We start from the raw sequence: 20855 nt of genomic DNA on the forward strand, positions 1-20855 counted from the left end.
AGACAGCTTCCCACCGGTTCAGATTTTGACCAAAAGCCACCAGGATAGGAGGACGCCTGCTCATGGGCCGGCAGCCGCCCGCAACACCCTCCCTTTCGGCACGTCGTGCTCGGATCGGCATTGCAGGACTCGTCAGGCTGCGCGTGGACAACCGGATGTCAGCAACGCCGTCAGCAACGAGACTCTGACAGGGCTGTCGTTTTAGGTCGACCGCCGTCCTGCCGGGAGTCTCATCCTATGCGGAACGCCGACACGCTCTCGCCAGCCAGGATCTCGAGCGACCCACACCCGATGAAAATTGCTTAATGATGACAGATGTCTTACCGACTTGAGTTTTTTCGTTTGCAGAAATTTGAACAAACCGTTGGGCGTGTCACTGGGTGGGCGGTCGTGGACGCTTCCGCCAGTTGGCCGGCTTTGCCGGACAGAGACTTGGCTCACGCGACGTTTGCTTGACACGCAACGTCGCCACTTGCTTGACTCTGCGCAAAGCCGCACTTAGCCGTGTGTCGATATGGGCGTCTGCTGGCGGAAACGCGGCGGCCTTGGCGTCGCGGCGGCTATCACCGTACGGGGAAGCAGCATTGCGCCGCTTCCGAGATCGGGGGATTGCGTGAAGGTGTCAAAGAAATCCACGTCGAATCGTGCTGCCCGCCGTCTTCTGCAGGCGGTGATGCAGGCAGTACTGGGTCTCGTCATCGTGGTCGCCGGGACCGTGGCCTTCTCCGGCGCCGCAGCGGCCTCGGACGCCATTCCCGGCGGCAAGCTGTTCGCCGGCGGTTACTTCACCCAGGCCGGTGGGACAGGCGCCACGAGCATCGCGGCCTGGAACGGAGTCGACTGGTCCGCGCTCTCCGGCCCGAACGGCGAGGGCGCCGACGAGACGGTCGACGCGATGACCATGTACAACGGCAAGCTCATCGCCGCCGGCTCGTTCATGGAGGCTGGCGGCGTGGTGGTCAGCGGCATCGCCAGCTGGAACGGGACCACCTGGGAGCCACTGGTCGGGTCGAGTGGGGCCATCGGTGTGGTGGTCCGGCCGCTCGGGTTCGTTGCTTCCCTGGCCGTCTACAACGGTGACCTGTACGTCGGCGGCTCCTTCCCGCGCGCCGGTGGGGTGACCGTGAACAACATCGCCCGGTGGAACGGCAGCGACTGGTTCGCCTTGCCGGGCCCGTCGGGCGTCGGCACCGAGTACGGAGGCAGTGTCAGCGCGCCGGTGTGGGACCTGACCGTCGTCGACGGCCTACTGGTCGTCGCGGGCTTGTTCACCTCCGCCGGTGGCGTGGCCGCCAACAGCGTGGCCGCGTGGAACGGCAGCACCTGGTCATCGGTGGGCCAGCCGATCGAGGGCGCCACGGTGCTGGCCGTGGAGAACTACAACGGCGCGCTGGTGGCGTCTCGGGCCTACAGCGAAAACAACTTCAGCGTCAACGACGTGGCGGTGCGTTTCAACGGCCAGTGGTCGGTGCTGGGCGGGCAGCCTGGTGGCCGCTTGAACGGCGATGTCCGCGATTTCACCGTCTACAACGGGCTGCTCGTCGCCGGTGGGCAGTTCACCCACGTAGGCGGTGTCGTGGTGAATAACGTCGCCGTGTGGAACGGCTCCACGTGGTCGGCGCTTTCCGGTCCGGCCGGCGTCGGAACGGACGGCGGCGTGTTCGCGGTGACCCCCCACGCGGGCTTCCTCGTCGTCGGCGGCTTCTTCAACAACGCAGGGGGGCAGCCAGCGGGCAAGATCGCCCGCTGGAACGGTAGCGCCTGGTCGGCCCTGCCCGGCGGCGGCGTGAACGACAACGTGTTCTCGTTGCTGTCGACGTAGGACCTCCGGCACGGCCTCCATACCGCACCGGCGGCGGCCCGGCTACGGCCGACCCACCCGACGAGCGCTAAGCGAAGCAGTTCCACCGGGTCCCTGACGACGACCATCCGGACGTCGTCAGGGACTCTGCCTCAGGTGTCGTAGCAGCCGTCCCATGGTGGATCGAATCCCAGAGTGTCGGGGAGGAGCTCGGCGTGATCCTGCCCGTGATCCTCGGACTGGTCGACAAGCCCGAAAACGTGGCCATCGACGTGTACGTCGAACAACTTGATAGCGATGTCACCGAAGGTGCGCCCTGGCAGCGCCGTGAGCCAGATGGCGAGGCACTCCTCTGCGCTCTTGATCGACACCTTCTCATGCTCGCTAGTGCCGGCGAACCAGATCTGGGAACCGGTATGCCCGCCGTCGGCGTCGAACAGGTGCAGCACGGCGTACCACCGCTTGTAGCGGGACCAGTCGGGCATGTTGCCCGTCCCGTCCTCGAGAGTCGCGGTGACCGAGCCGAAGAACTGCCCGCCGTCGTATCTGCCGATCGTGTCGGTGCGGTAGCCAGGTTCGTGCACGATCGGCACGCGGTCGGGAATCGCCATGACCGGCAACCTAGTGCGCGGGTCTGACGAAGTTTGTCATCGGCACCCGTGCACCCGCTCTGCGTGGCACCGCCGACCGGGCCCCGCCCCGGCCCGGTCGGCGGCGTCCGGATGCGAGTGGCCACGACCGCGGCCGTGGACACGACGGCTCACACCAGTCACCGCGCACGCACGGGACAGCCGGGGCGTTCTGGGCGATAGCTTCATGATCAACCGAGCGAACCGTCGGCAGTTGACCTGAACCAGGCTTCAGGTTGGATGCTCGGCGTATGGACGTGATCGCTTATCTCGAACGAATCGGTGTGGAGCGGCCCCGGGTCGCCGACGGCGCGGCCCTGCGCGAGCTGCATCGGGCCCACCAAGCGGTGGTGCCCTTCGAAAACCTCAGCATCCACCTGGGCGAACCGATCTCCCTGGCCGAGGACGACCTGATCGACAAAATCGTCCGACGCCGGCGCGGTGGCTTCTGCTACGAACTCAACGGCGCATTCGCGATGCTGCTGGAGGCGCTCGGCTACCGAGTCGTACGGGCCGCCGCCCGCGTGTATGGCGGAGAACGTCCCGGCTCGCCGTTCGACCACCTGGCGCTGCTGGTGTCCACGGCCGAGGGCGGCGGGCCGTGGTTGGTCGACGTCGGCTTCGGCAGCCACAGCGTGTACCCGCTGGAGTTCACCAGCCGGGCCGAGCAGGCGGATCCCGGTGGCCGGTTCGCACTGGTCGACGTGGGTGACAGTGACGTGGACGTGATCAAGGACGGGCGACCGCAGTACCGGATCGAGCGGCGGGCGCGCTCGCTGGCGGACTTCGCACCGACCTGCTGGTGGCAGCAGACCTCGCCAGACTCGCCCTTCACCCGCGGAGCGATCTGCTCGCGGATCGACGGCGACGGACGAATCTCGATCAGCGGCCGCACGCTGATCCTGACGCACGACGCCACGCGGTCCGAGGTCCCGCTCGGCACCGACGAGGCGCTGCTGTCCGCGTACCGCGACCACTTCGGCATCGTGCTGGACCGGGTACCTTCCCTGGCCCGACCGACAGTAGGAGTGTGACGGTGGCTGGGGAGAACCGCTGGCTGCCCGTGATCGCCAACAATCCGGGCATTCGCGGTGGTACAGCCGGCGGTTCCGGAAATGGCGGTGACCGGATGCTACGGCGCACCTCGTCACTTCACGGGCCTGCCTTCGTCGCCAGGCTGCGCAGTTCCCGGGCGCGCCTTCGACAGGCAACGATGATGCCGGGGCGGAGCAGGTGGCCGAAGCCGGCGGGTCGAGACGTCGGACCAGTCCGTCCCGGTCGGTGCCGAGTGCCGTAGCGGTGGCGTCGAGGTCCCAGTCGTGGGCCGCGAGCTGGGACAGCAGATGTCCACGGCGGGTCTGGGCGGCCGACAGCCGGAACGTTTTGAGGTAGGCCAGCTGACCCGCCTCGTCGGTGATGGTTTCGCCGACCGATCCGCCCGCCACATGACCGCCGCCGCGATCACCTCGATCTCCACCGACCAGGCGTTCGCCCGGTGTTTGGACGACGACTGCCGTGGTTGGCACGACCCGGCCACCACGAGCGGCGCTACCCACCCCTGCGGGCGCCACGCCTACACCGGTACGGCGGGGTCAGGCCGGGTCGACGCGAGCGACGGCGACGCTCTGGGCCAGGTCGCGGTCGGCGCAGGCGGCTGGCCTGGGGGCCAACGCACCGTGCACGGTGACCCGGTCACCCGGGCTCAGTGCCTCGGCCGCCTCACCAGTCAACGCCCAGCGTCGCGTCCCGACCAACAGCGTGGTGCACCCGCCCGAGCGTTCCACGGTGCCGGTGAGGGTGCGCCCGCTCCACGGCAGTCCGCCCGGGACCTCCCCGCCGGGTGGCGAGGGCGGCGCGACTCCGGTGCGGCCCGGCGAGGGCCGCCCGGCCGATCCAACCGGGTCGGTCGGCGTCGCGACGCCGGAGCCGCCAGCGGGCGGGGACTCGACGGTCGGCGCCGGGCTCGACGGCGGCGAACCGGTCGGTGGGACGGCCCGCCGCGGGCCGGGGTCGCCCCCCAGACCGCAGGCGGTCATCAGCAGCAGCACCCCGACCGCGGTCAGCACGATCGACGCTCGACGCATGGCAGCACACCTCCGTCACCTGGGACGCACCGGTCACCCGCGGCGGTTCCCCGCTAGCGCGGGTAGAAGCGTCGGTAGCGGCGGATCAACCGCCACTGCACCAGCACCGCGGTCAGGGTAAGCAACATCATGACCAGCGTGGCCGCCGCCGCGTAGCCGTAGCGCAGGTACTCGAAGCCGGTCTGGTACACGAACAGTGACAGGTAGGTGGTGGCGTACGGGGGCGGGCCACCATCGGTCACCACGAACGCCGGCACGAACGTGAAGTGCAGGCTGGCGATGGCGTCGCGGACCGCCAACAGGGCCAGGACCGGCGCCATCAGCGGCAGGGTGATCCGGCGGAACATGTCCCAGCCGGTGGCGTCCTCGACCGCGGCCATCTCGTAGACGTCCCTGGGCAGCGCCCGCCGCGCGGCCAGCAGCACCACGAAGGTCTCCCCCATGGTGAACAGGCTCATCAGGATGATCGCGGCCCGGGCGTCGGTTGGATCGGTGAGCCACTGCGGCGGAGTGCGCCCCAGCGCGGTCAGCCCGTTCTCCCCACCGACGCGGAGCACCTGGTTGATGGGCCCGTACAGGGGATTGAGCAACCACAACCAGAGCAGGCCGTACGCGATCTCGGGCACCGCGGTGGGTAGCAGCGCCGCCGCGCGGCCGGTGCCGGCCCCGGGGGCGCGGCGGTGCAACAGCAACGCCAGTCCGAGCGCCAACAGCACCCGCAGCGGCACGGCCACCATCGCGAACACCAGGGTGTTGGTCACCGCGATGCGGAAGATCGGATCCTCGACCAACGCGGTGAAGTTGTCGAAGCCGGCCCAGGCCGGTGGGCGTACCAGGTCGTAGTGGCTGAACGCCAGGGCAAGGATGCCCAGGGCCGGCAGCAGCACCAGACCGACCAGACCGACCAGGTACGGCGCGAGCATCAACGCCAGTTGCCGCCGCGAGCGCGCGTCCGGCCGGGCCGGGCTGCCGGCTCCTGTTCCCGAAGGTCGCGGACCCGCCTCACTCCCCGCGCTCACGTGTCAGCTCCTGTTCGCGACCAGTCGGCTGCCCCACCCGGCTGGTTCCCCGCGCTCACGGCGCCAACCGGCGGCCGGAGGTGGCGTCGAAGACGTGCGTGTCGACCCAGCGAACGCCCACGCGGACCGCGGCGCCCCGGCCGGGACGGCGGGCGGTGGGCACCCGGGCGACCACCGGTTGCCCCCCTTCGAGGGTGAGGTACACGTAGGCGTCCTCGCCGACCACCTCGACCCGGTCGACGATGGCGGGAGCGCCGTGGCCTGTGTGGAGGGTGGCCGCCTCGGGCCGGAAACCGATCTGCGCCTCGACGGGCAGGGCCGGCGGATCGCCGGTGGGGAGCAGCGGGCCGCCGGCCGGGAGCATGTTCATCGCCGGGGAGCCGACGAACCGGGCCACGAAGACCGTGGCGGGGGTCCGCCAGATCTCCTCCGGGGTGCCCACCTGCTCGATGCGGCCATCGCGCAGCACGGCGATCCGGTCGGCGAGCACCAGCGCCTCGGTCTGGTCGTGCGTGACGTGGACCATCGTGGCACCGAGGCGGTCGTGCAGGGCCCGCAGCTCGGCGCGCATCTCCACCCGAAGTGCCAGGTCCAGGTTGGACAACGGCTCGTCGAGCAGGAACACGTCCGGCTCCCGCACCAGCGCCCGGGCCAGGGCGACCCGCTGGCGCTCGCCGCCGGAGAGTTGCCCGGGCCGACGATCGAGCAGCCCGGCGCAGCCGACCGTCTCGGCCGCCGCCCGGGCCCGTTCGCGGGCCACCCTGCGCGGAGTGTCGCGCACCTCGAGCCCGAAGGCGATGTTCTCGGCGACGGTCAGGTGTGGGAACAGCGCGTACGACTGGAAGACCATGGAGACGTTGCGCAGGCCGGGCCGCTGGTCGGTGACGTCGCGGCCGGCGATGCGCACCCGCCCGGCCGACACCGGCTCCAGTCCCGCCACGACCCGCAGCACGGTCGACTTGCCGGCACCGGACGGACCGAGCACGACCAGCAGCTCGCCACGGGCGACGGCGAGGTCGACCTCGTGCAGGACCGGCTCGGTGCGGTATGCGGCACTGACACCGTCGAGGACCAGTCCGGCCTCGCTCACCCGTTCTCCCCTCGCGCGAACACGGGCCGGCTCTTGATGTCCAGTTCGCGGATGACGTCGTCGAGCCGGTCGCCGCGGTGCATGGCGTTCTCCAGGATGCCGTAGCTGAGGTCCTCGATCTCCGGCCAGGTGGAGACGGTGGGCAGCGCCCGGACGGTGGGAATGGCGTCGAGGAAGACCCGGGAGTTGCGCGGTGGCAGGTTCGGGTCGAGGAAGGCCGGAGAGCGGGACGTCTCGACGTGCGACGGTACGGTGCGGCCGGTCGCCGCGATGATCTTCTGCCCGTCCGCCGACATGGCGTACTCCATGAACCGCCAGGCGGAGTCCTTGTTCCTCGACCCTCGGGTCATGCAGTACGCGTCGGAGTGCAGCACCCCGATCGGCCGCTGGTAGACCGGAAGCGGGGCGACGTCCCAGTCGAAACCGGTGATGGTGCGGAAGTTGGTGGTGGCCCGCCGGGAGGTCATCAGCATGGCGAGCCGGCCGTTGAGAAAGCGGGACTCGTCGTCCTCCGCCTCCACCTCCGCGTCGCTGGGCGCCACGCCGTACGCCAGCCGCAGGTCGACGAGGTTCTTCAGCGCCTCCCGGGCGGCGGGGCTGTCCAGGGCGAGCCGGGTGGGCCGCTCGGGGTCGTCGACGACCTCGCCGCCGTTGGACCACACCAGCGGCGCGAGCCGGATGATCGACGGCTCGACGCCGAGGCCGTGCACGGCGGGCAGCCGGGCGGCACCCTCCGCCTCGGTGCCCCTGATGACCAGGCCGCGGTCGTCGCGGGTCATCGCGGTGGCGGTACCGACCAGGTCGTTCCAGGTCCAGCCGGGTACGGGTTCCGGTACGCCGTACTTGGCGAACAGCGTGCGGTTGTAGTAGACGGCGAGGCTGGAGACGTTCTGCGGCAGGCAGAGTTGCCGGTCGTGCCATTTGAACGCGTCCATCGCCACCGGGTAGTAGTCGGCCGGGTCGACCGCGTCGGAGGCGGCGATGCGCTCGTCGAGCGGCTCGACCACCCCCTTGGCCGCGAACTGGCCGTAGAAGCGGTAGTTCATCAGGAACAAGTCCGGCGGCGCACCGCCGGCGACGGAGGTGGCCAGCCGGGCCAGCAGGTCCTTACGGTCGCTGGCCTCGATCAGCTGAACCCGCTCGCCGGGCCGGGCCGCCTCGTACGCGTCGATCAGCGTGCGGTACGCGGCCAGTTCCTCGGGAGCGCCAAAGACCAGCAGCTTGACCTGGTCGCGGGAGGACGACCCGACGCCGGAGCCGCAGCCGGTGACGGCGAGCGCGCCGCACAGCGCCACGGCGAGCAGGGACTTCGGTCTCACTAGTCATTCCCTCGGATCAGTGGTCGTGCAGGAAGCGCCGCTGCGCCAGGACGAAGACGCCCAGCGCGGGAAGCGTGGCGATCACCGCCCCGGCCAGGAAGACCGGGAAGTTGGTGGGGTCCAGCAGCGACAGCGATCGCAGTGCCAGCGGCAGGGTGAACAGATCGCGATCGTAGACGTAGATCAGCGGGTCGAGGAAGTTCGACCAGGTCAGGATGAAGGTCAGCGCGGTGAGCCCGGCGGTCACCGGGCGCACGAGCGGCAGCGCGACCTGCCACCAGGTGCGTACCGGTGACAGGTCCTCGACCTGGCAGGCGTCGTACAGGTCGGCCGGCAGCGCCCGGAAGGCCAGGTAGTAGACCAGGACGTAGAGCGGTGAGGTGCCCAGCAGGGCCGGAGCAATCAGAGGGACGAGGGTGTCGGTCAGCCCCAGGAAGCGGAAGATCGCGAAGCGCGGCACGAGCAGCGCCGTCGCCGGCACCATGAGCGCGACCAGGGAGGCCGCGACCACCACGGCGGTGGTACGCGGGGCCAGCCGGGCCAGTGCGAATCCGGCCAGCGAGGCGACCAGCACGCTCAGCGGCACCGCCACGACGGCGACGAGCACCGAGTTGAGCGAGGCGCGCAGCAGACCGCCCAGGTCGAGGGCGCGTTCGTAGCCGGTGGTGGAGACCGGGTCGGGCACCAGCTGCGGAGTGGGTGACGGCGGTAGGCCCGGCTCGGTGAGAGAGCCGGAGACCAGCAGAAGCAGCGGTGGCACGAACACCAGGATGACGAAGGCCGCGCCGAGGGAACGCCACAGCCGGGCGGCCTGCTCGGGCAGCGGTGAGGGGCCGCGGTCGCGGCCCCTCACCGGGATGTTGCCGATGATCCGTTCCTTACTTGAGCTTCAACTGCCAGGCGCCGAGGCCGTGCGAGGCCGCGTAGAGGATCCGCTTGCCCGGCACGATGGTCAGCCCGGCGACCTCGACGTTCGGCATGCCGCCGGCCGCCTTCACCCAGGAGGTGCTGCCCTTGGCCAACCGCAGCACACCGAAGTCGGTGGAGGCGTACAGGTCGCCGGTGACGTCGTCCCGGACCAGGTCGGTGATCGGCTGGTCGCCGACGTTGTACGACCGGTCGGTCCAGGTCGCCCCGCTGCCGGTGGTCTTCACCTCGAACGCGTGCCCGGCGGTGGCCGGGGTGTTGGAGTTGAAGCCGCTGTAGGAGATCCACGCTCGGGCCGGGTCGGCCGGGTCGATGTGGATGCTGGTGACGAACCGGTTCGGCGTGGTGGCGGTGTCGACACGGGTCCAGGTCACCGCGGAGGCCGGCTCGGCGTCGGCGTTGCGGGTCACGAAGACCCGGCCGGTGCTGGTGGCCGCCCAGGCGGTGGAGGTGTCCGAGTCGACCCGCTGGATGACCGAGACAGCGCCGCCGGCCCGGTCGCCCCACGCGGCGTCGGTCAGGTTGGTGGTACCCAGCGGCTCCCAGTCGCCGCACTGCTCTTCGTACGTGCCGGTCCACGAGTTGCAGATCCGGTTGGCCTCGGCCAGGCTGCGGTCGCCCAGGCCGGAGGTCTTCGTGCGGTACACCGACAGCCCGGTGCCGGCGAACATGGTGCCGCTGACCTTCGGGTCGCTGATCACCGGGGCGTAGAACAGGCTGCCGGGCTGGCCGTAGATCGGGTCGGCGGTCCAGATCCAGCTGCCGATGTCCCCGTTGTTGAAGTTCACCTCGGGCGAGACGTCGAAGAAGGTGTGGAACCGGAACTCCGGCTTGCCGACGTCCCAGCCGGAGGCGCCGCCGTCACCGATCATGGTGTTGACCCAGCGTCGGCGCTCGCCCTTGTTCTCCCAGGTGCCGTTGTCCTGGGTGCCGCCCTGCAGCAGGTTCGCGTTGTGCGGGCTGACCGACAGGCTGATGAACTGCAGCGTGTTCATGCCCTTGTTGATGCCCTCCAGCTTGGAGGGAATCCGCGACAGCATCTGCTTGCAGCGGTCCTTCTGCGCCTGTGCGGTCAGGTTGCGGTCGGGGTTGTCGCACCAGGACGACCGGTCGACGAACTCGCCGCTGGAGCGCATGACGCCGCCGTCGTTGGCCTCGAAGAACTGGTACGGGTTGCGTGGGTTCGTGACCAGCGCGTGCTGGTCGGGGTGCAGGCCGTTGGGGTGCAGCTCGTTCGTACCGTCGTAGGTCATGTCGGTGCCGCTGACCCCGGCGTCGGTGGAGAGGACGACAGCCCGCTTGTGGGCCACCGTCTCCCCGTAGACGTAGCTACCGCCGGTGTAAACGATGTCCGGGTGCCCCTCGGGGGTGTGCACGAACACGTCGTACCAGCACTGGCCGCCGCACTGGTTGTAGGTGGCGAAGCCCGGGTCGGCCGGGTTCGCGCTGGTCAGATCGGTGAACGTCGGGTTGCCGGTGGCCACGTCGTCGCTGCGGAGCAGCCGCGAGTACGGGTTGCCGATGTTGCCCTCGTAGACGTACATCCGGGTCTTGCCACCCGGCAGGGTGGTCACGTCGATCGCGGCGCGAGTCTGGGGCAGCGCAGGGTTGAGCGACGGCTTGATCTGCGTCCACGTCGCCCCGGCGTCGGGCGAGCGCCACACGCCCCGGGCGTAGGAGGAGGCGTAGACGACGTTCGCGTTCTTCGGGTCGAGCTTGACGTAGCGCACACCCCGTGGCGAGCAGGAGGTGGTGTTGTTGAACTCGGCCGAGCTGCCGGTGCACTCGCTGGCGTCCGCCGAGCCGTTGTGGATGAACTTCCAGCTCTTGCCGCCGTTGGTGGACTTGTACAGGCCCCACTTCTCGGCGTCCGGTACCGGCCGGGTGACCCCGGTGCAGCAGGAACTGGACATGCCGCGCAGGGCGGTGGTGGTGGCCACGTAGAGCGTCTTCGGGTCACCGGGCTTGATGGTGATCTCGCCGATGCCCTTGCCGGCCAACACGTCCTTGCCCAGCGGGCCGGACCAGGTCAGGCCACCGTCGGTCGACCGGTACAGGCCGACGCCGGCGACGCAGCCGGAGCCGCAGGTGTTCGCCTCGCCGGTGCCGACGTAGATGGTCAGGCCGGTGCGGTCGTTGCGGTCGATCCTCACCGAGCCGGCGGCGTTGATGCCCAGCGGGCCGCCGAGGTAGAACCACTTGGGCTCGGCGGCGAGAATGTTCAGGGTGCCCCAGACGCCACCGCCGGCCGGGGTGACGTACGCCCGGCAGAGCAGCTTGTTGCAGTCCGGGCTGATGTCGATCGAGGTGACCCTGCCACCCGCGACGTACTCGTTGGGCACGTAGTTGAACGCGTTGCGGTACTCGGTGAACGGGTAGACCGCCTCGCTCGGCCCTACGTTGGTCCACCGTTGGCTACCACGGAAGCGCTTCTCGGCGGCCGTGTAGGCCGCCTTGGACCGGTCGAGCTGGGTGATGGTGATGGCGTTGGCCGGATAGGCGCGCTCCAGGAACTCCTGTTGGGCGGCGCCACCGGGCCCGTCCGGCGACATGCCGTCGTTGCCGGGAGCGGCCTGCCGCAGGCGCTCCAGATGGGTGCCGAGCCCACCGGGCATCTCACCGTCGCCGACCGCGGCGGTGGCTGGCGCTTCGGCGCCGGAGAAGTGGATACCGACGAAACCGGCCGATGCCACCAGGACACCGGCCGCAATGCCTGCAAGAAGATGGCGACGTCTACGCTTCACGATGGTCCCTCCGCCAAAAGAAGGCGTCGCCGCAGCGCGGCACCTGGGTTGGCGACCGTCACTGGCAGCGTCTACACAGGAGGATGTCAGAGACCAGGACCGGGGACAATCCCGCGGCCCGCATCCAAGTCCGCGCAGTGGTTGCCCGCATGCCTGGCCGGTACCGCCCCGGCATGCCGTCGCGTAGCGACAGTTCCCGAAAACCGCCGTCGTCTCCGGCGGCGACACGGCATCGGCCGGGCCTACTCCGTCGCGTTCGCCCAAGCCGGCTTCGACGTCGGTGTGACGTCACGACGGCATTCCTGGTCTTCTTCTGACCGGCGGCGCCGCGTTCGACGCGGAACCGCCGCCCGGCGTCGTCCAGGGCCCCAGTCCGCGCAGCGGCGACCGGCGGGGCGTCCCGGCCACCATCTACACCGAGGTTCTCTTCGCCACGAACAACGACGAGGACAACCGAGCGGCCGTGCGGGGCGTGGAGGCCGACAAGCTGGGCCTGGTCGGCATCGCCATGCGAGGGGACCGCAGGGAGGTTGACAAGATCGTCAAGGGCGCATCCCTGCATCCGTAACAGTTCGCCCGTCGACAACAACCGAGGGCGATCCCCCCACTCCGCCGTCGCGGTGGGTTTACGCAGTGTCTCCATGACCGGTCATGACCGGCTCGTCCAGAGGGCCGAGCGAACGTTCTCCATTCGATCGATGTTTATCCGCTGCAACTATCCGGCGACGGCGAGCCGCCGTGCGCGACGGCCGAATAGGTGGTCGACGGCCTGCTGGTCGAGTTGCGTCCGTTGCTGACCGGCACGCTGGCGGTCGCTGCTCCTGGGGTCAACGGCGTTGCTGGGTCGCAAGGTCGGCGAGTTTCGCCACCGCCGACTCCGGAGATCCCCACGGTTGCTCCAGCGCGGCCCGAAGTGCGGTGACGGTATCTGCGCCGACGCGCTCGGCGAGCACGGCTTCGAGCCCGGCCAGTATCCGCATCGTCTCCGCGCGGCGCCGGACGCCGGCCGCCGAGAGGCGCACGAGCTTTGACCGAGCGGACCGGGGATCGCTTTCCACGGTCACCACGTCCAGGGCGACAAGTTCATGGACCCACTGGTGGGCGGTCGGGGCGCTGACAGCTAGACGCCGAGCCAGCTCGGCGATGCTCGCGCCCTCTGACGGGAGCTGACTCAGCAGGGTCACGTGTGCCGCGCTGATGGTCACCCCGTCTTCCTGGGCCTCGAACGCAGTGGTCAGGGCGGCTCGGAACCAGTTGTGCGCGCGCCACAGCAGCCGGATGAGCGGCTCGGATTCAGACGGGGAGGAGGACATGTCGGTCTGCTTTCACGGTGGGATGGTCGGTTCGGCGCGCTCTGCCGATGGTAGGCCGGTCAGGTTTGGTGACCAACATCACTGGCTCCGACACCACCGATCATTAGGTAACCTACGATTAGGCTACCTAATGATTGGTGCGGCCGCCGCACCGCTCTGCTCGTTGTCGGCTCCCCGCAGCCGCGTCGGGGCTCCCCCAACGTCCTCGATTCCCATAATCCGATGGAAAGGCATGACGATGACGACAGGACCGTCTGTATCCCCCCTCGCCGCGGGCACGTCGCGGCGGCGTCTGCTGGCCGCCGCGGCCGGCGTCACCGCCGGCACGGCAGGCCTCGGGGCCCCGCCCCCCGCCGCGGCCGAGGCCGCCACCCTCACGTCGGCCGGGACCGCCGCCGGCCCGGGACGCGGCATGAAGGTCATCGCAGTCGAAGAGGCATTCTCCGTTCCGGAGTTGATCCCGTGGCCGGGCAAGGCTCGTATGCCTGCTGACTGGGTGCAGGAGTGGGGCCGCCGACTCGCCGACATCGCGGAGTTGCGTCTGGCGGACATGGACGAGCATGGGGTGGACGTACAGGTCCTGTCGCTCACCTCACCCGGCGTGGAGGCCATCGAGGACCCCTCCGAGGCCGTGGCCACGGCCCGCCGAGTCAACGACTATCTGGCCGAAGTGGTCGCTGCCCACCCGACACGGTTCGCCGGCTTCGCCACCCTGCCGTTGCAGGACCCGAAGGCCGCCGTGGTCGAGCTGCGCCGGGCGGTGGAACAACTCGGCCTCAAAGGGGTCCTGCACAACGACCACGTTCAGGGCCACTACCTCGACGAGCCGCAGTTCCGGCCGGTGTGGGCCGGGCTTGAACGGCTCGGCGTGACGCTTTACCTCCATCCCGCGCTCTTCCCCGCCGATCACTGGCGGGTGTTCGAGGGATACCCCGTGCTGAGCGGGCCGTCCTGGGGGTGGACAGCGGCGGTCGGGGCCCACGCACTTCGCCTGATCTACGGTGGAGTGTTCGACGAGTTCCCTGGAGCGTCGGTGACGCTGGGGCACATGGGGGAACTGCTGCCTTTCCAGCTGGCCCGGCTCGACAGCCGCTATCACCAGGCCGACCGCGAGAGCAGGCCACGACAGCTGCCCTCCCACTACCTGCGGCACAACCTCTACGCGACCACCAGCGGCGTCTTCTCCCACGCGGCCCTGCTCGGAGCCGTCCACGCCATCGGCGTCGACCGGCTGCTGTTCGCCGTCGACTACCCCTACGAATCAACCGCCGAGGCGGTCGAGTTCCTCCGCACGGCGCCGTTCTCCCGCGCCGACCTCAAGCGCATCGCACACCGCAACGCGGAACGCCTATTGAATCTCTGAGGGGACGGAGCGCCGGGCCAACTGCCACCACGCCCGCGACAGCACCCGCCCCGCCGGCACTACTCGGCATCACCTGACGACTTTTCCGGGGACCCTGAGTCGTAAACACGAGCGGGTCGCTGCGAAGGCCCGCCCGTTCTGTTGCGCGGTTCACACCCGCGCTTCGGCGGGTTTCGGGGCGGCGTCGAGCGGCAGGTCGCGCAGCCGGCGGATCGGGGTCGACAGGTAGATGATCGGGGACAGCACGGTGAGCGCCCCGAAGATCAGCAGAGTGGTGCGGGCCCCGATCGACCCGGCCAGGATGCCGGCGAGTAGGCCGCCGATCGGGATGGCGCCCCAGGAGACGAACTTAACCGTGGCGATCACCCGCGACAGAAGGTCTGGCGGACTGGCGAGCATCCGGTAGGTGCGGGTGGTCACGCTGAGCACCACCGTGGAGCCGGCGAAGATGAGGTTGCCTGCGGCGAAGGCGAAGTAGGCGGCGGTGCCTGTGCCCAGCGGGATGATGAGCGCGCCGGCCACACCGACGAAGGCCGCGACGATCAGGCCGCGCGCGGTGCCGACCCGACCGGTGAACCGGGTGGTCAGCGCGGCGCCGACGAGCGTGCCGAGGCCGTCGGCGGCGAGCAGTAGCCCGACCATGAGCGGCGACGCGTGCAGCTCGCGCACTAGGTAGTACGGGAAGAGAGCCAGCATCGCGCCGCAGACGAAGTTCGTCGCGGTGGCGTCCCACATGGCCGGCCCGATGATCGGGTGTCGGAGCACGAAGTGCCAGCCCTCGCGGATCATCGTGACCATTGGTGGCCGCTCTGCCGGTCGCTGCACACGCCGGGCCGGAAGGGTGCGCAGCAGCACGGCGGAGATCAGATAGCTGACGGCGTCCATGAACAGCGTCGGCACCGCACCCAGCAGTTGCACCGCGAGTCCGCCCAGGGACGGCCCGCCCAGCTGAGTGGCGGCATGTGTGCCGGAGTTGAGGCTGTTGCGCGCCTGCAACTGCGCGGCCGGCACGATCTCCGGCAGGAAGGTCTGGTTCGCCACGTCGAACAGCACGTTGGCGAAGCTCACGACCAAGGCGACCGCGACTAGCTGGGCCACCGACAGAGCGTCGAACCACCAGGCCAGGGGGACGGACGCGATGGCGAGGGCCCGAATCAGATCCAGGACGACCTGCATGCCGCGCAGCGGTACGCGCTGCACGATCACCCCCGCGGGCAGGCTGATCAAAAGGTACGCGAGATAGCCGGCCGCCGTGATCAGACCCATGTCGAAGGCCGACGCGTCCAGCACGGTCAGCGCGGTCAGCGGCAGAGCCACCCCGCCGACCGCCGAGCCGAGGTGACTGGTCGTGCCGGCGACCCACCAACACCAGAAGGCAGTGAGTTTCATAATGGAACTGACTATAGTGGTAGGTGTGAGAAGAGTCGACCTCGCCGATGCGGACTGCGGCATCGCGCAATCCCTTGGCGTGCTGACCGACTGGTGGACCTTCCTGCTGATCCGCGACATTGCCGGCGGCGTGACCCGCTTCGACGGCCTGCAACGTGGGCTCGGGATGAGCCGCCGCGCCCTGACCGAGCGCCTCGCCGCCCTCATTGAGCACGGCGTGCTGCACCGGCGGCGGTACACGGATCGCCCGCCGCGATACGACTATCTCCTCACCGCCAAGGGCGAGGGCCTGCTGCCGGTGCTGATCGCGCTGCAGGAGTGGGGCGACCGGCACGTGCTCGGCGACGGGTCGCTCACCGCCACGGCGGCGGCCGGGTCGGCGGAGGCGCGCCGGGTGCACGCCCTCGTCGGACGCCGACTCCCCGAGCTGACCCTGGTACGCCACGACGGCGTACCGGTGCCGCCCGCCGACCCGGATGCCTGGACGGTGCTCTACTGCTTCCCCGGCGCGTTCGTGCCCGGCGTACAGGGCCTCCCGCCGTACTGGGCGGACATTCCCGGCGCTCCCGGCTGCACGCTTGAGTCCAGCACCTATGCCGCACGGGCCGTCGATTTCGCCGCCGCAGGTGCGCGTATCCACGGGGTCAGCACTCAGCGTCCGGACCAGCTGGCTGCCTTCGCCGCGCACGCCGAGCTGCCGTTCCCGCTGCTTTCCGATGCCGACGGGCGGCTCGCCGCAGCGCTGCTGCTGCCCACCTTCCGAGCCGCCGGCACTGACCGGCTCAAGCGAGCCACGCTGCTGCTCGACGCGGCCGCGACGGTGCGCGCCGTCCAGTTCCCTGTGACCGATCCGGCCGGCTCGGTCAGCGAGATGCTGCGCCTGGTCCGAGATCACGTTCCGGTCGCCGGATAGGGGCTCTTCAAAGTTAGGCGGGGCTGAGGTGTCTGCCGCGGCGTCCGGTGGTGACCGTACGGGTGCGGAGGCGTTGGTTTTCGGGATTGCGGAAGCCGTCGGCGTCGCGGGCGATTGTCTTGGTGAGGCGGTTGGCGCCTTCGGACCCGGCGTTGGTGACTCCGGTGGTCAGGAACGCGTGGATCTGCGGCCACCGACGACTACGGGAAGAGGTGGCGGTGGATGGGGTGGTTGCGGAACGCGCCACCCCGGTACGGGGAACTGTGGCTGGCCGAGCGGGTACCGGCGGCCGCGGTGCGCAGCACCGCGGCGAGGTGATAGTCCGGGTGTACCCCGTCCTCGCTCAGGGTCGACGTAACGGTCAGGTCGAGCACGTCGCCCGCTTCGACCGGATGCTCCGAGTCGAACAGCGGAAAGTAGATGGACGCCCAGTTGCTCGCCACCCGCAGCGCGTCCAGTGGCTCCCCGTCGGGCAGGCCCCAGAGCCGCAGCCAGGTCAGCACCCCGTCCACCACGCCCGGTCGGTCGATGGCGAGGCGGACCGACTGCCGCTGCTCCAGCGGCAGCTGGCCGTTGAGGTCGAGGAACTCCACAACCTGACCGTCGCCGAGCAACGCGTCGCGGGCTGGGTGCTCGATGCGCAGGCGTACGTCAAACGGGGCTCCGTGCCACTCGAAGATGGTCTTCAGGTAGTTGAGCGAGTCCGCCGCGAAGGCCACGGGCCCGCCCGCGAAGAGCCGCCGGAAGGCGACCGGCGCGGCGAGTGTGACGCATCGGGCCGGCACGACCGCGGCATTCGGAGTGAGGTGCCGGCGCCGGGCATCGGTGAGCACCGCGGCGACGCCCTCGGCCCCGGCCAGCGATCCGATGATCTCGGCGACGCAGACTTCCGCCTTCGGGGAGATGTCGAGTTCGGTGGAGACCCCGCGCAGCAGAGTAACTCGCTCTCTGGTGCCCGGTTCCGCCAGCCACGCCCCGGCCCGCTGGAACGACTCCTCCATCGCCTCCATCGCGAAGACCTGGCGGGCGCCGTACCGCACGCTCTCCCGCGCCCAGAGCAGGTCCGCGCCGGTACCGATGTCGAGCACCACCCGGCCGGCGGCCAACCGGGCCAGCGCGGCGCGGAACCGCTGGTTGCGCTCCTCGTCGTCGGTCATCCGCGCGTACGACACCGCGTCGTAACACGGGTACTCGCCGATACTGGGGCCGAGGGTGGGGACGCCGGGTGCCGCGGTTTGTGCCGGGTCCACCAGGACCCGCACGGTCGACCCGGCCACCACCATGTTGACGGAGGTGGTCATCGTGCTCCTCGATCGGACTGGACGCGGGCCGCTCAGTCCAGGTAGTTCTCCGGTCCGCCGGTGCGGACGGTGTCCAGCGTGACGCAGTGGAAGCCGCCGCCAAGCGCCCGGGCGTGGCGCAGCCGGTGCGGCAGCACGGTGATGCCGCGCTGCTCCAGTGCGCTGATCAGCTCCGGCTGGTCGGCGTCGACGATCGCGTGCTCCTCGTCCACCATCAGCAGGTTCATGCTGATCCAGTGTTCGCTCAGGGTGGGTTGCCAGATCGCGGGCTGGCGCAGCGGCGGACACCACAGCACGTCCCAGCCGCGCAGCGGTTCCGGGACCGCGTCCGGTTTGATCCGGCCCGGGTTGAGCAGCACCAGGCCGGGGCGCAGGAAGGAGATGGTGCTGTCGATGTGGGTGTAGCCGTAGATCCCGCGCAGCGGGTGTACCCGGATGTCCCCGAGCAGCCGGACGGTGGATTCCAGCCAGCGCAGTCCGAGCTCGTTGCCGCTGCGGGACACCTGGTAGAACAGGTCCCGCCCGAGGCGGAGCACGTTGGCGGCGTCGAAGACCGGCTCGGCCTCGCCCAGGTCGGGCAGGCCGTCCGCGTCGACCAGGTACAGCTCGTCGGGCAGTTGCGGCCTGGGCGCCGCCAGCCAGGTGGCGCCGCGCAGCAGGTAGTCCTGGAAGAGCGGGCGCAGCCCGAACAGCTCGAAGTAGCGGGCCCGCGTCGGACTGGGGGCCTCGATGATGGTGGAACCGACGACCAGGGTGAGGTCGCGGGGGCAGTACGACTGGAATCCGGCGCTGCGCCATTGGGGGGTGGCGAACTCCCTGCCGTGGTCGACGACCGCGGGCTGGTGCACGGTCACACCCAGCTCTCGCAGGGTGGCGACGAACACGGCCAGGTCCTCGTCCGTCTCCTCGACGATGTGTGCCGGCACCTCACCCACCTCGAGCTTGCCCAGCTCCGCCCGGGTCAGCTTCGGGTAGCAGGTCAGCCACGCGGACGGGTCGTCCTGCTCGGGGATGCGGCTGTGCTTGGCGTGCCCGACGACGATCTCGCGGAGGGAGGTGAACTCGTCCCAGGAGCTGACTGCCGGCAGACCGGAAGGGTCGGGGGTGGTGGACGGGGCTGGCCTGGTGACCATCTGGTCAGCGGTCACTGTCAGTATCCTACTCTGGAGTCGATGCTGGATTCCTGGGTTGGCACCAGGAAGCTGCGGTCGAAGGTGAGCACCACCTCGCCGGTGGCCTTGATTCCGGTGGTGCGGCAGCTCACGATGCCCTCGCCCGGACGGCTTGCGGAGAGCCGCTTGGCGGTCACCTCGCTCTGGGCGTACAGGGTGTCGCCGACGAAGACCGGGTGGGACAGGCGAATCCGGTCCCACCCGAGGTTCGCGATCGCCCGGCCGCTGGTGCTGCGGGCGGTCATCCCGCCGACGATGCTCAGCGTCACCAGGCTGGAGACGAGCGGCTTGCCCCACCGGCCCTGGGCGGCGTACGCGCCGTCGATGTGCAACGGTGATGCATTCATGCTCAACATGCTCATCAGCACGTTGTCCATCTCGGTCACGGTACGGCCGGGGCGGTGCTCGATCACCGTACCGACGACGATCTCGTCGTAGTAGAAGCCGACCTGTTCGCGGTACCGGTGCTCACCCACCTTGCGGTACCCGGTCGGATGGGGCCGGTCCACAATCGGCTTCCCTTCCTGCTCAAAGGGCATCGGTGAGCTCCCGTACGTGGTCGACGAAGGTGGCCAGGACCTTCTGGTCGATGTCCGCGCGGATCATGATCCGCAGCCCGGCCTGTCCCTGTGGCACGATCGGGAAGAACACGGCGGAGCTGTAGAAGCCCCGCCGGTACAGCTCCGCGGAGAGCTGTACCGCCCGGTCGGCGTCGCCCACGGTGATCCGGCGTACCGGCAGGCCGTTGCCCGCGAACGAGGTGGGCAGAAGCTCGTCGAAGTACGCCACGTTGTCGTGCAGCCGACGCTGCAACTCGCCCAGCTCGGGTGAGCGGTGGATAGCGGCGCTCGCCAACGAGGCGCCCACCAGGGGCAGGGCCATGTTCTGTGACCAGCCCACCGGTCCGGCGTGCCTGGTCAGAAAGCCGTACGTCTTCGGGTCGCCGAGCATGGCCACGCCGCCGCCGGTGCCGAAGCCCTTGCCGAGGCTGGTGACGATGACGGTGAGCGGGTTCATGGTCAGTCGGGAGCGGACGAAACCCTCGCCCCGCTCGCCGACGATCGACAGCGAATGCGAGTCGTCGATGAACAGGAACAGCCCGTACCGGTCCTGGAGGTCCAGCAGGCCGTCCAGGGCGGCGGCACCTCCCATCGAGTACGCGCCGTCGGCGACGTACGCCACGCTGGGATACCGCCGGCAGACGTCCTCCAGGTAGTCCAGGTCGTTGTGGTCGCAGGTGAGGACCAGGCTCTCCTCGGCACAGATGGGCTTCACGTACGACATGCAGAAGTGGCAGAACCGGTCGAAGACCATCACCCGGGGGCCGCCCGGGGCAAGGTGCCCGGAGGCGACCAGGGGGAGGATGCCGGCGGTGAGGGCGCTGCACGAGGTGCCGGGAAGCACCTGGGTGCCGAACAGCTCGCCCAGTTCCTCCTCGAGGCGGTCCAGCAACTGGTGCCGGATACGGGTGGTGGAGGTGACCAGCCAGGTTGCGCCGGCCTCGCGCAGCGCCGCCACGGCGCCCTCGATCACCGCCGGGTGGTGATTGAGTCCGAGGTACGCGCAGGAGCACATGTTGACGAACTCACGGCCGGTCTCCCGGTCGACGAGCCGGTTGTTCGCGTCGCCCGAGGGCGTGTCGACCCTGATCCCGGTCAGGCCGTGGTCGGCCGCTGCCTGCCACACCGGGTCGGCGGTCCGGATCATCTTCTCCGCGTTGCGGTATCGGCGCGGCCCGATGATGTTCTGTTCCTCGTCTTTGCTCGTCATCTCCCTTGTCCCTGTCGATGG

Annotated in this window: 18 protein-coding genes; 4 read left to right on the plus strand and 14 right to left on the minus strand. The window is 69.7% G+C overall.

All coding sequences use genetic code 11. The features are described 5' to 3' along the window. Positions 1-514 precede the first annotated feature (514 nt). The gene (locus tag E1193_RS01480; protein ID WP_132179437.1) at positions 515-1822 is read left to right on the plus strand and encodes a hypothetical protein; all 1308 of its coding nucleotides are present in this window, start codon (positions 515-517) and stop codon (positions 1820-1822) included. Between the two features lie 131 nt (positions 1823-1953). Here the strand turns inward: E1193_RS01480 and E1193_RS01485 are convergent, their stop codons facing one another. Further along, on the minus strand, positions 1954-2412 hold the full coding sequence (locus E1193_RS01485) for a hypothetical protein (protein ID WP_132179439.1): 459 nt from the start codon (positions 2410-2412) through the stop codon (positions 1954-1956). Between the two features lie 269 nt (positions 2413-2681). On the opposite strand from E1193_RS01485, the gene E1193_RS01490 reads away from it, so the two are divergent. Further along, positions 2682-3464: an arylamine N-acetyltransferase gene (locus E1193_RS01490; RefSeq protein ID WP_132179441.1), complete on the plus strand. Its 783-nt coding sequence runs from the start codon at positions 2682-2684 to the stop codon at positions 3462-3464. A gap of 558 nt (positions 3465-4022) precedes the next feature. On the opposite strand, the gene E1193_RS01500 is transcribed toward E1193_RS01490, so the two are convergent. The 7 genes from E1193_RS01500 to E1193_RS01535 all read right to left on the minus strand — a co-directional run bounded on the left by E1193_RS01500 (position 4023) and on the right by E1193_RS01535 (position 12926). Continuing rightward, positions 4023-4514 (minus strand): hypothetical protein, encoded by a 492-nt coding sequence (locus E1193_RS01500; protein ID WP_132179443.1) that lies wholly within the window; start codon positions 4512-4514, stop codon positions 4023-4025. 53 nt (positions 4515-4567) lie between these two features. After that, complete coding sequence (locus E1193_RS01505; RefSeq protein ID WP_132179573.1) at positions 4568-5437, minus strand: sugar ABC transporter permease; 870 nt, start codon at positions 5435-5437, stop codon at positions 4568-4570. A gap of 151 nt (positions 5438-5588) precedes the next feature. Then, positions 5589-6623, minus strand: coding sequence for an ABC transporter ATP-binding protein (locus E1193_RS01510; protein WP_132179445.1), 1035 nt, complete (start codon positions 6621-6623; stop codon positions 5589-5591). After that, a complete protein-coding gene (locus E1193_RS01515) occupies positions 6620-7942 on the minus strand; it encodes a sugar ABC transporter substrate-binding protein (RefSeq protein WP_132179447.1) in 1323 nt (440 codons plus the stop codon). Before E1193_RS01515 ends, E1193_RS01510 begins: the two co-directional genes overlap by 4 nt. Before the next feature lie 16 nt (positions 7943-7958). Next, complete coding sequence (locus E1193_RS01520; RefSeq protein ID WP_132179449.1) at positions 7959-8795, minus strand: carbohydrate ABC transporter permease; 837 nt, start codon at positions 8793-8795, stop codon at positions 7959-7961. A 25-nt stretch (positions 8796-8820) separates the two neighbouring features. Then, entirely contained in the window at positions 8821-11613 is a 2793-nt protein-coding gene (locus tag E1193_RS01525; RefSeq protein WP_132179451.1) for a sialidase family protein, read from the minus strand. 827 nt (positions 11614-12440) lie between these two features. Then, a complete protein-coding gene (locus E1193_RS01535) occupies positions 12441-12926 on the minus strand; it encodes a MarR family transcriptional regulator (RefSeq protein ID WP_132179453.1) in 486 nt (161 codons plus the stop codon). 232 nt (positions 12927-13158) lie between these two features. Between E1193_RS01535 and E1193_RS01540 the strand changes: the two genes are divergently transcribed. Continuing rightward, on the plus strand, positions 13159-14289 hold the full coding sequence (locus tag E1193_RS01540) for an amidohydrolase family protein (RefSeq protein ID WP_207922495.1): 1131 nt from the start codon (positions 13159-13161) through the stop codon (positions 14287-14289). 150 nt (positions 14290-14439) lie between these two features. Here E1193_RS01540 and E1193_RS01545 read toward each other — a convergent pair whose 3' ends face one another. Next, positions 14440-15678 carry an MFS transporter gene (locus tag E1193_RS01545; protein ID WP_132179455.1) on the minus strand — a complete coding sequence of 413 codons (1239 nt, stop codon included), beginning with the start codon at positions 15676-15678 and terminating at the stop codon, positions 14440-14442. 25 nt (positions 15679-15703) lie between these two features. Between E1193_RS01545 and E1193_RS01550 the strand changes: the two genes are divergently transcribed. After that, positions 15704-16591 (plus strand): winged helix-turn-helix transcriptional regulator, encoded by an 888-nt coding sequence (locus tag E1193_RS01550; protein ID WP_132179457.1) that lies wholly within the window; start codon positions 15704-15706, stop codon positions 16589-16591. A 13-nt stretch (positions 16592-16604) separates the two neighbouring features. On the opposite strand, the gene E1193_RS01555 is transcribed toward E1193_RS01550, so the two are convergent. The 5 genes from E1193_RS01555 to E1193_RS01575 are packed head-to-tail and all read right to left on the minus strand — an operon-like array spanning position 16605 to position 20834. Next, positions 16605-16838 (minus strand): transposase, encoded by a 234-nt coding sequence (locus tag E1193_RS01555; protein ID WP_243707213.1) that lies wholly within the window; start codon positions 16836-16838, stop codon positions 16605-16607. Further along, on the minus strand, positions 16792-17892 hold the full coding sequence (locus tag E1193_RS01560; RefSeq protein WP_132179459.1) for a class I SAM-dependent methyltransferase: 1101 nt from the start codon (positions 17890-17892) through the stop codon (positions 16792-16794). The genes E1193_RS01555 and E1193_RS01560 overlap by 47 nt, the downstream gene beginning before the upstream one ends. Before the next feature lie 32 nt (positions 17893-17924). Continuing rightward, positions 17925-19040, minus strand: a complete 1116-nt coding sequence (locus E1193_RS01565) for a scyllo-inosamine-4-phosphate amidinotransferase (RefSeq protein ID WP_132179461.1) — start codon at positions 19038-19040, stop codon at positions 17925-17927. A 2-nt stretch (positions 19041-19042) separates the two neighbouring features. Then, the gene (locus E1193_RS01570; RefSeq protein WP_132179463.1) at positions 19043-19603 is read right to left on the minus strand and encodes a MaoC family dehydratase; all 561 of its coding nucleotides are present in this window, start codon (positions 19601-19603) and stop codon (positions 19043-19045) included. Further along, positions 19593-20834, minus strand: coding sequence for an aminotransferase class I/II-fold pyridoxal phosphate-dependent enzyme (locus E1193_RS01575; protein ID WP_132179465.1), 1242 nt, complete (start codon positions 20832-20834; stop codon positions 19593-19595). The genes E1193_RS01570 and E1193_RS01575 overlap by 11 nt, the downstream gene beginning before the upstream one ends. Between the last annotated feature and the right edge of the window lie 21 nt (positions 20835-20855).

The organism is Micromonospora sp. KC606 (assembly GCF_004348675.1).
GTDB lineage: Bacteria > Actinomycetota > Actinomycetes > Mycobacteriales > Micromonosporaceae > Micromonospora.

Excerpts from the sequence above, each read along its gene's own strand:
- E1193_RS01480 (WP_132179437.1), top strand. The coding sequence starts at position 515 with ATGGGCGTCTGCTGGCGGAAACGCGGCGGCCTTGGCGTCGCGGCGGCT.
- E1193_RS01485 (WP_132179439.1), bottom strand. The coding sequence starts at position 2,412 with ATGGCGATTCCCGACCGCGTGCCGATCGTGCACGAACCTGGCTACCGC.
- E1193_RS01490 (WP_132179441.1), top strand. The coding sequence starts at position 2,682 with ATGGACGTGATCGCTTATCTCGAACGAATCGGTGTGGAGCGGCCCCGG.
- E1193_RS01500 (WP_132179443.1), bottom strand. The coding sequence starts at position 4,514 with ATGCGTCGAGCGTCGATCGTGCTGACCGCGGTCGGGGTGCTGCTGCTG.
- E1193_RS01505 (WP_132179573.1), bottom strand. The coding sequence starts at position 5,437 with ATGCTCGCGCCGTACCTGGTCGGTCTGGTCGGTCTGGTGCTGCTGCCG.
- E1193_RS01535 (WP_132179453.1), bottom strand. The coding sequence starts at position 12,926 with ATGTCCTCCTCCCCGTCTGAATCCGAGCCGCTCATCCGGCTGCTGTGG.
- E1193_RS01540 (WP_207922495.1), top strand. The coding sequence starts at position 13,159 with ATGACGATGACGACAGGACCGTCTGTATCCCCCCTCGCCGCGGGCACG.
- E1193_RS01545 (WP_132179455.1), bottom strand. The coding sequence starts at position 15,678 with ATGAAACTCACTGCCTTCTGGTGTTGGTGGGTCGCCGGCACGACCAGT.
- E1193_RS01560 (WP_132179459.1), bottom strand. The coding sequence starts at position 17,892 with ATGACCACCTCCGTCAACATGGTGGTGGCCGGGTCGACCGTGCGGGTC.
- E1193_RS01570 (WP_132179463.1), bottom strand. The coding sequence starts at position 19,603 with ATGCCCTTTGAGCAGGAAGGGAAGCCGATTGTGGACCGGCCCCATCCG.
- E1193_RS01575 (WP_132179465.1), bottom strand. The coding sequence starts at position 20,834 with ATGACGAGCAAAGACGAGGAACAGAACATCATCGGGCCGCGCCGATAC.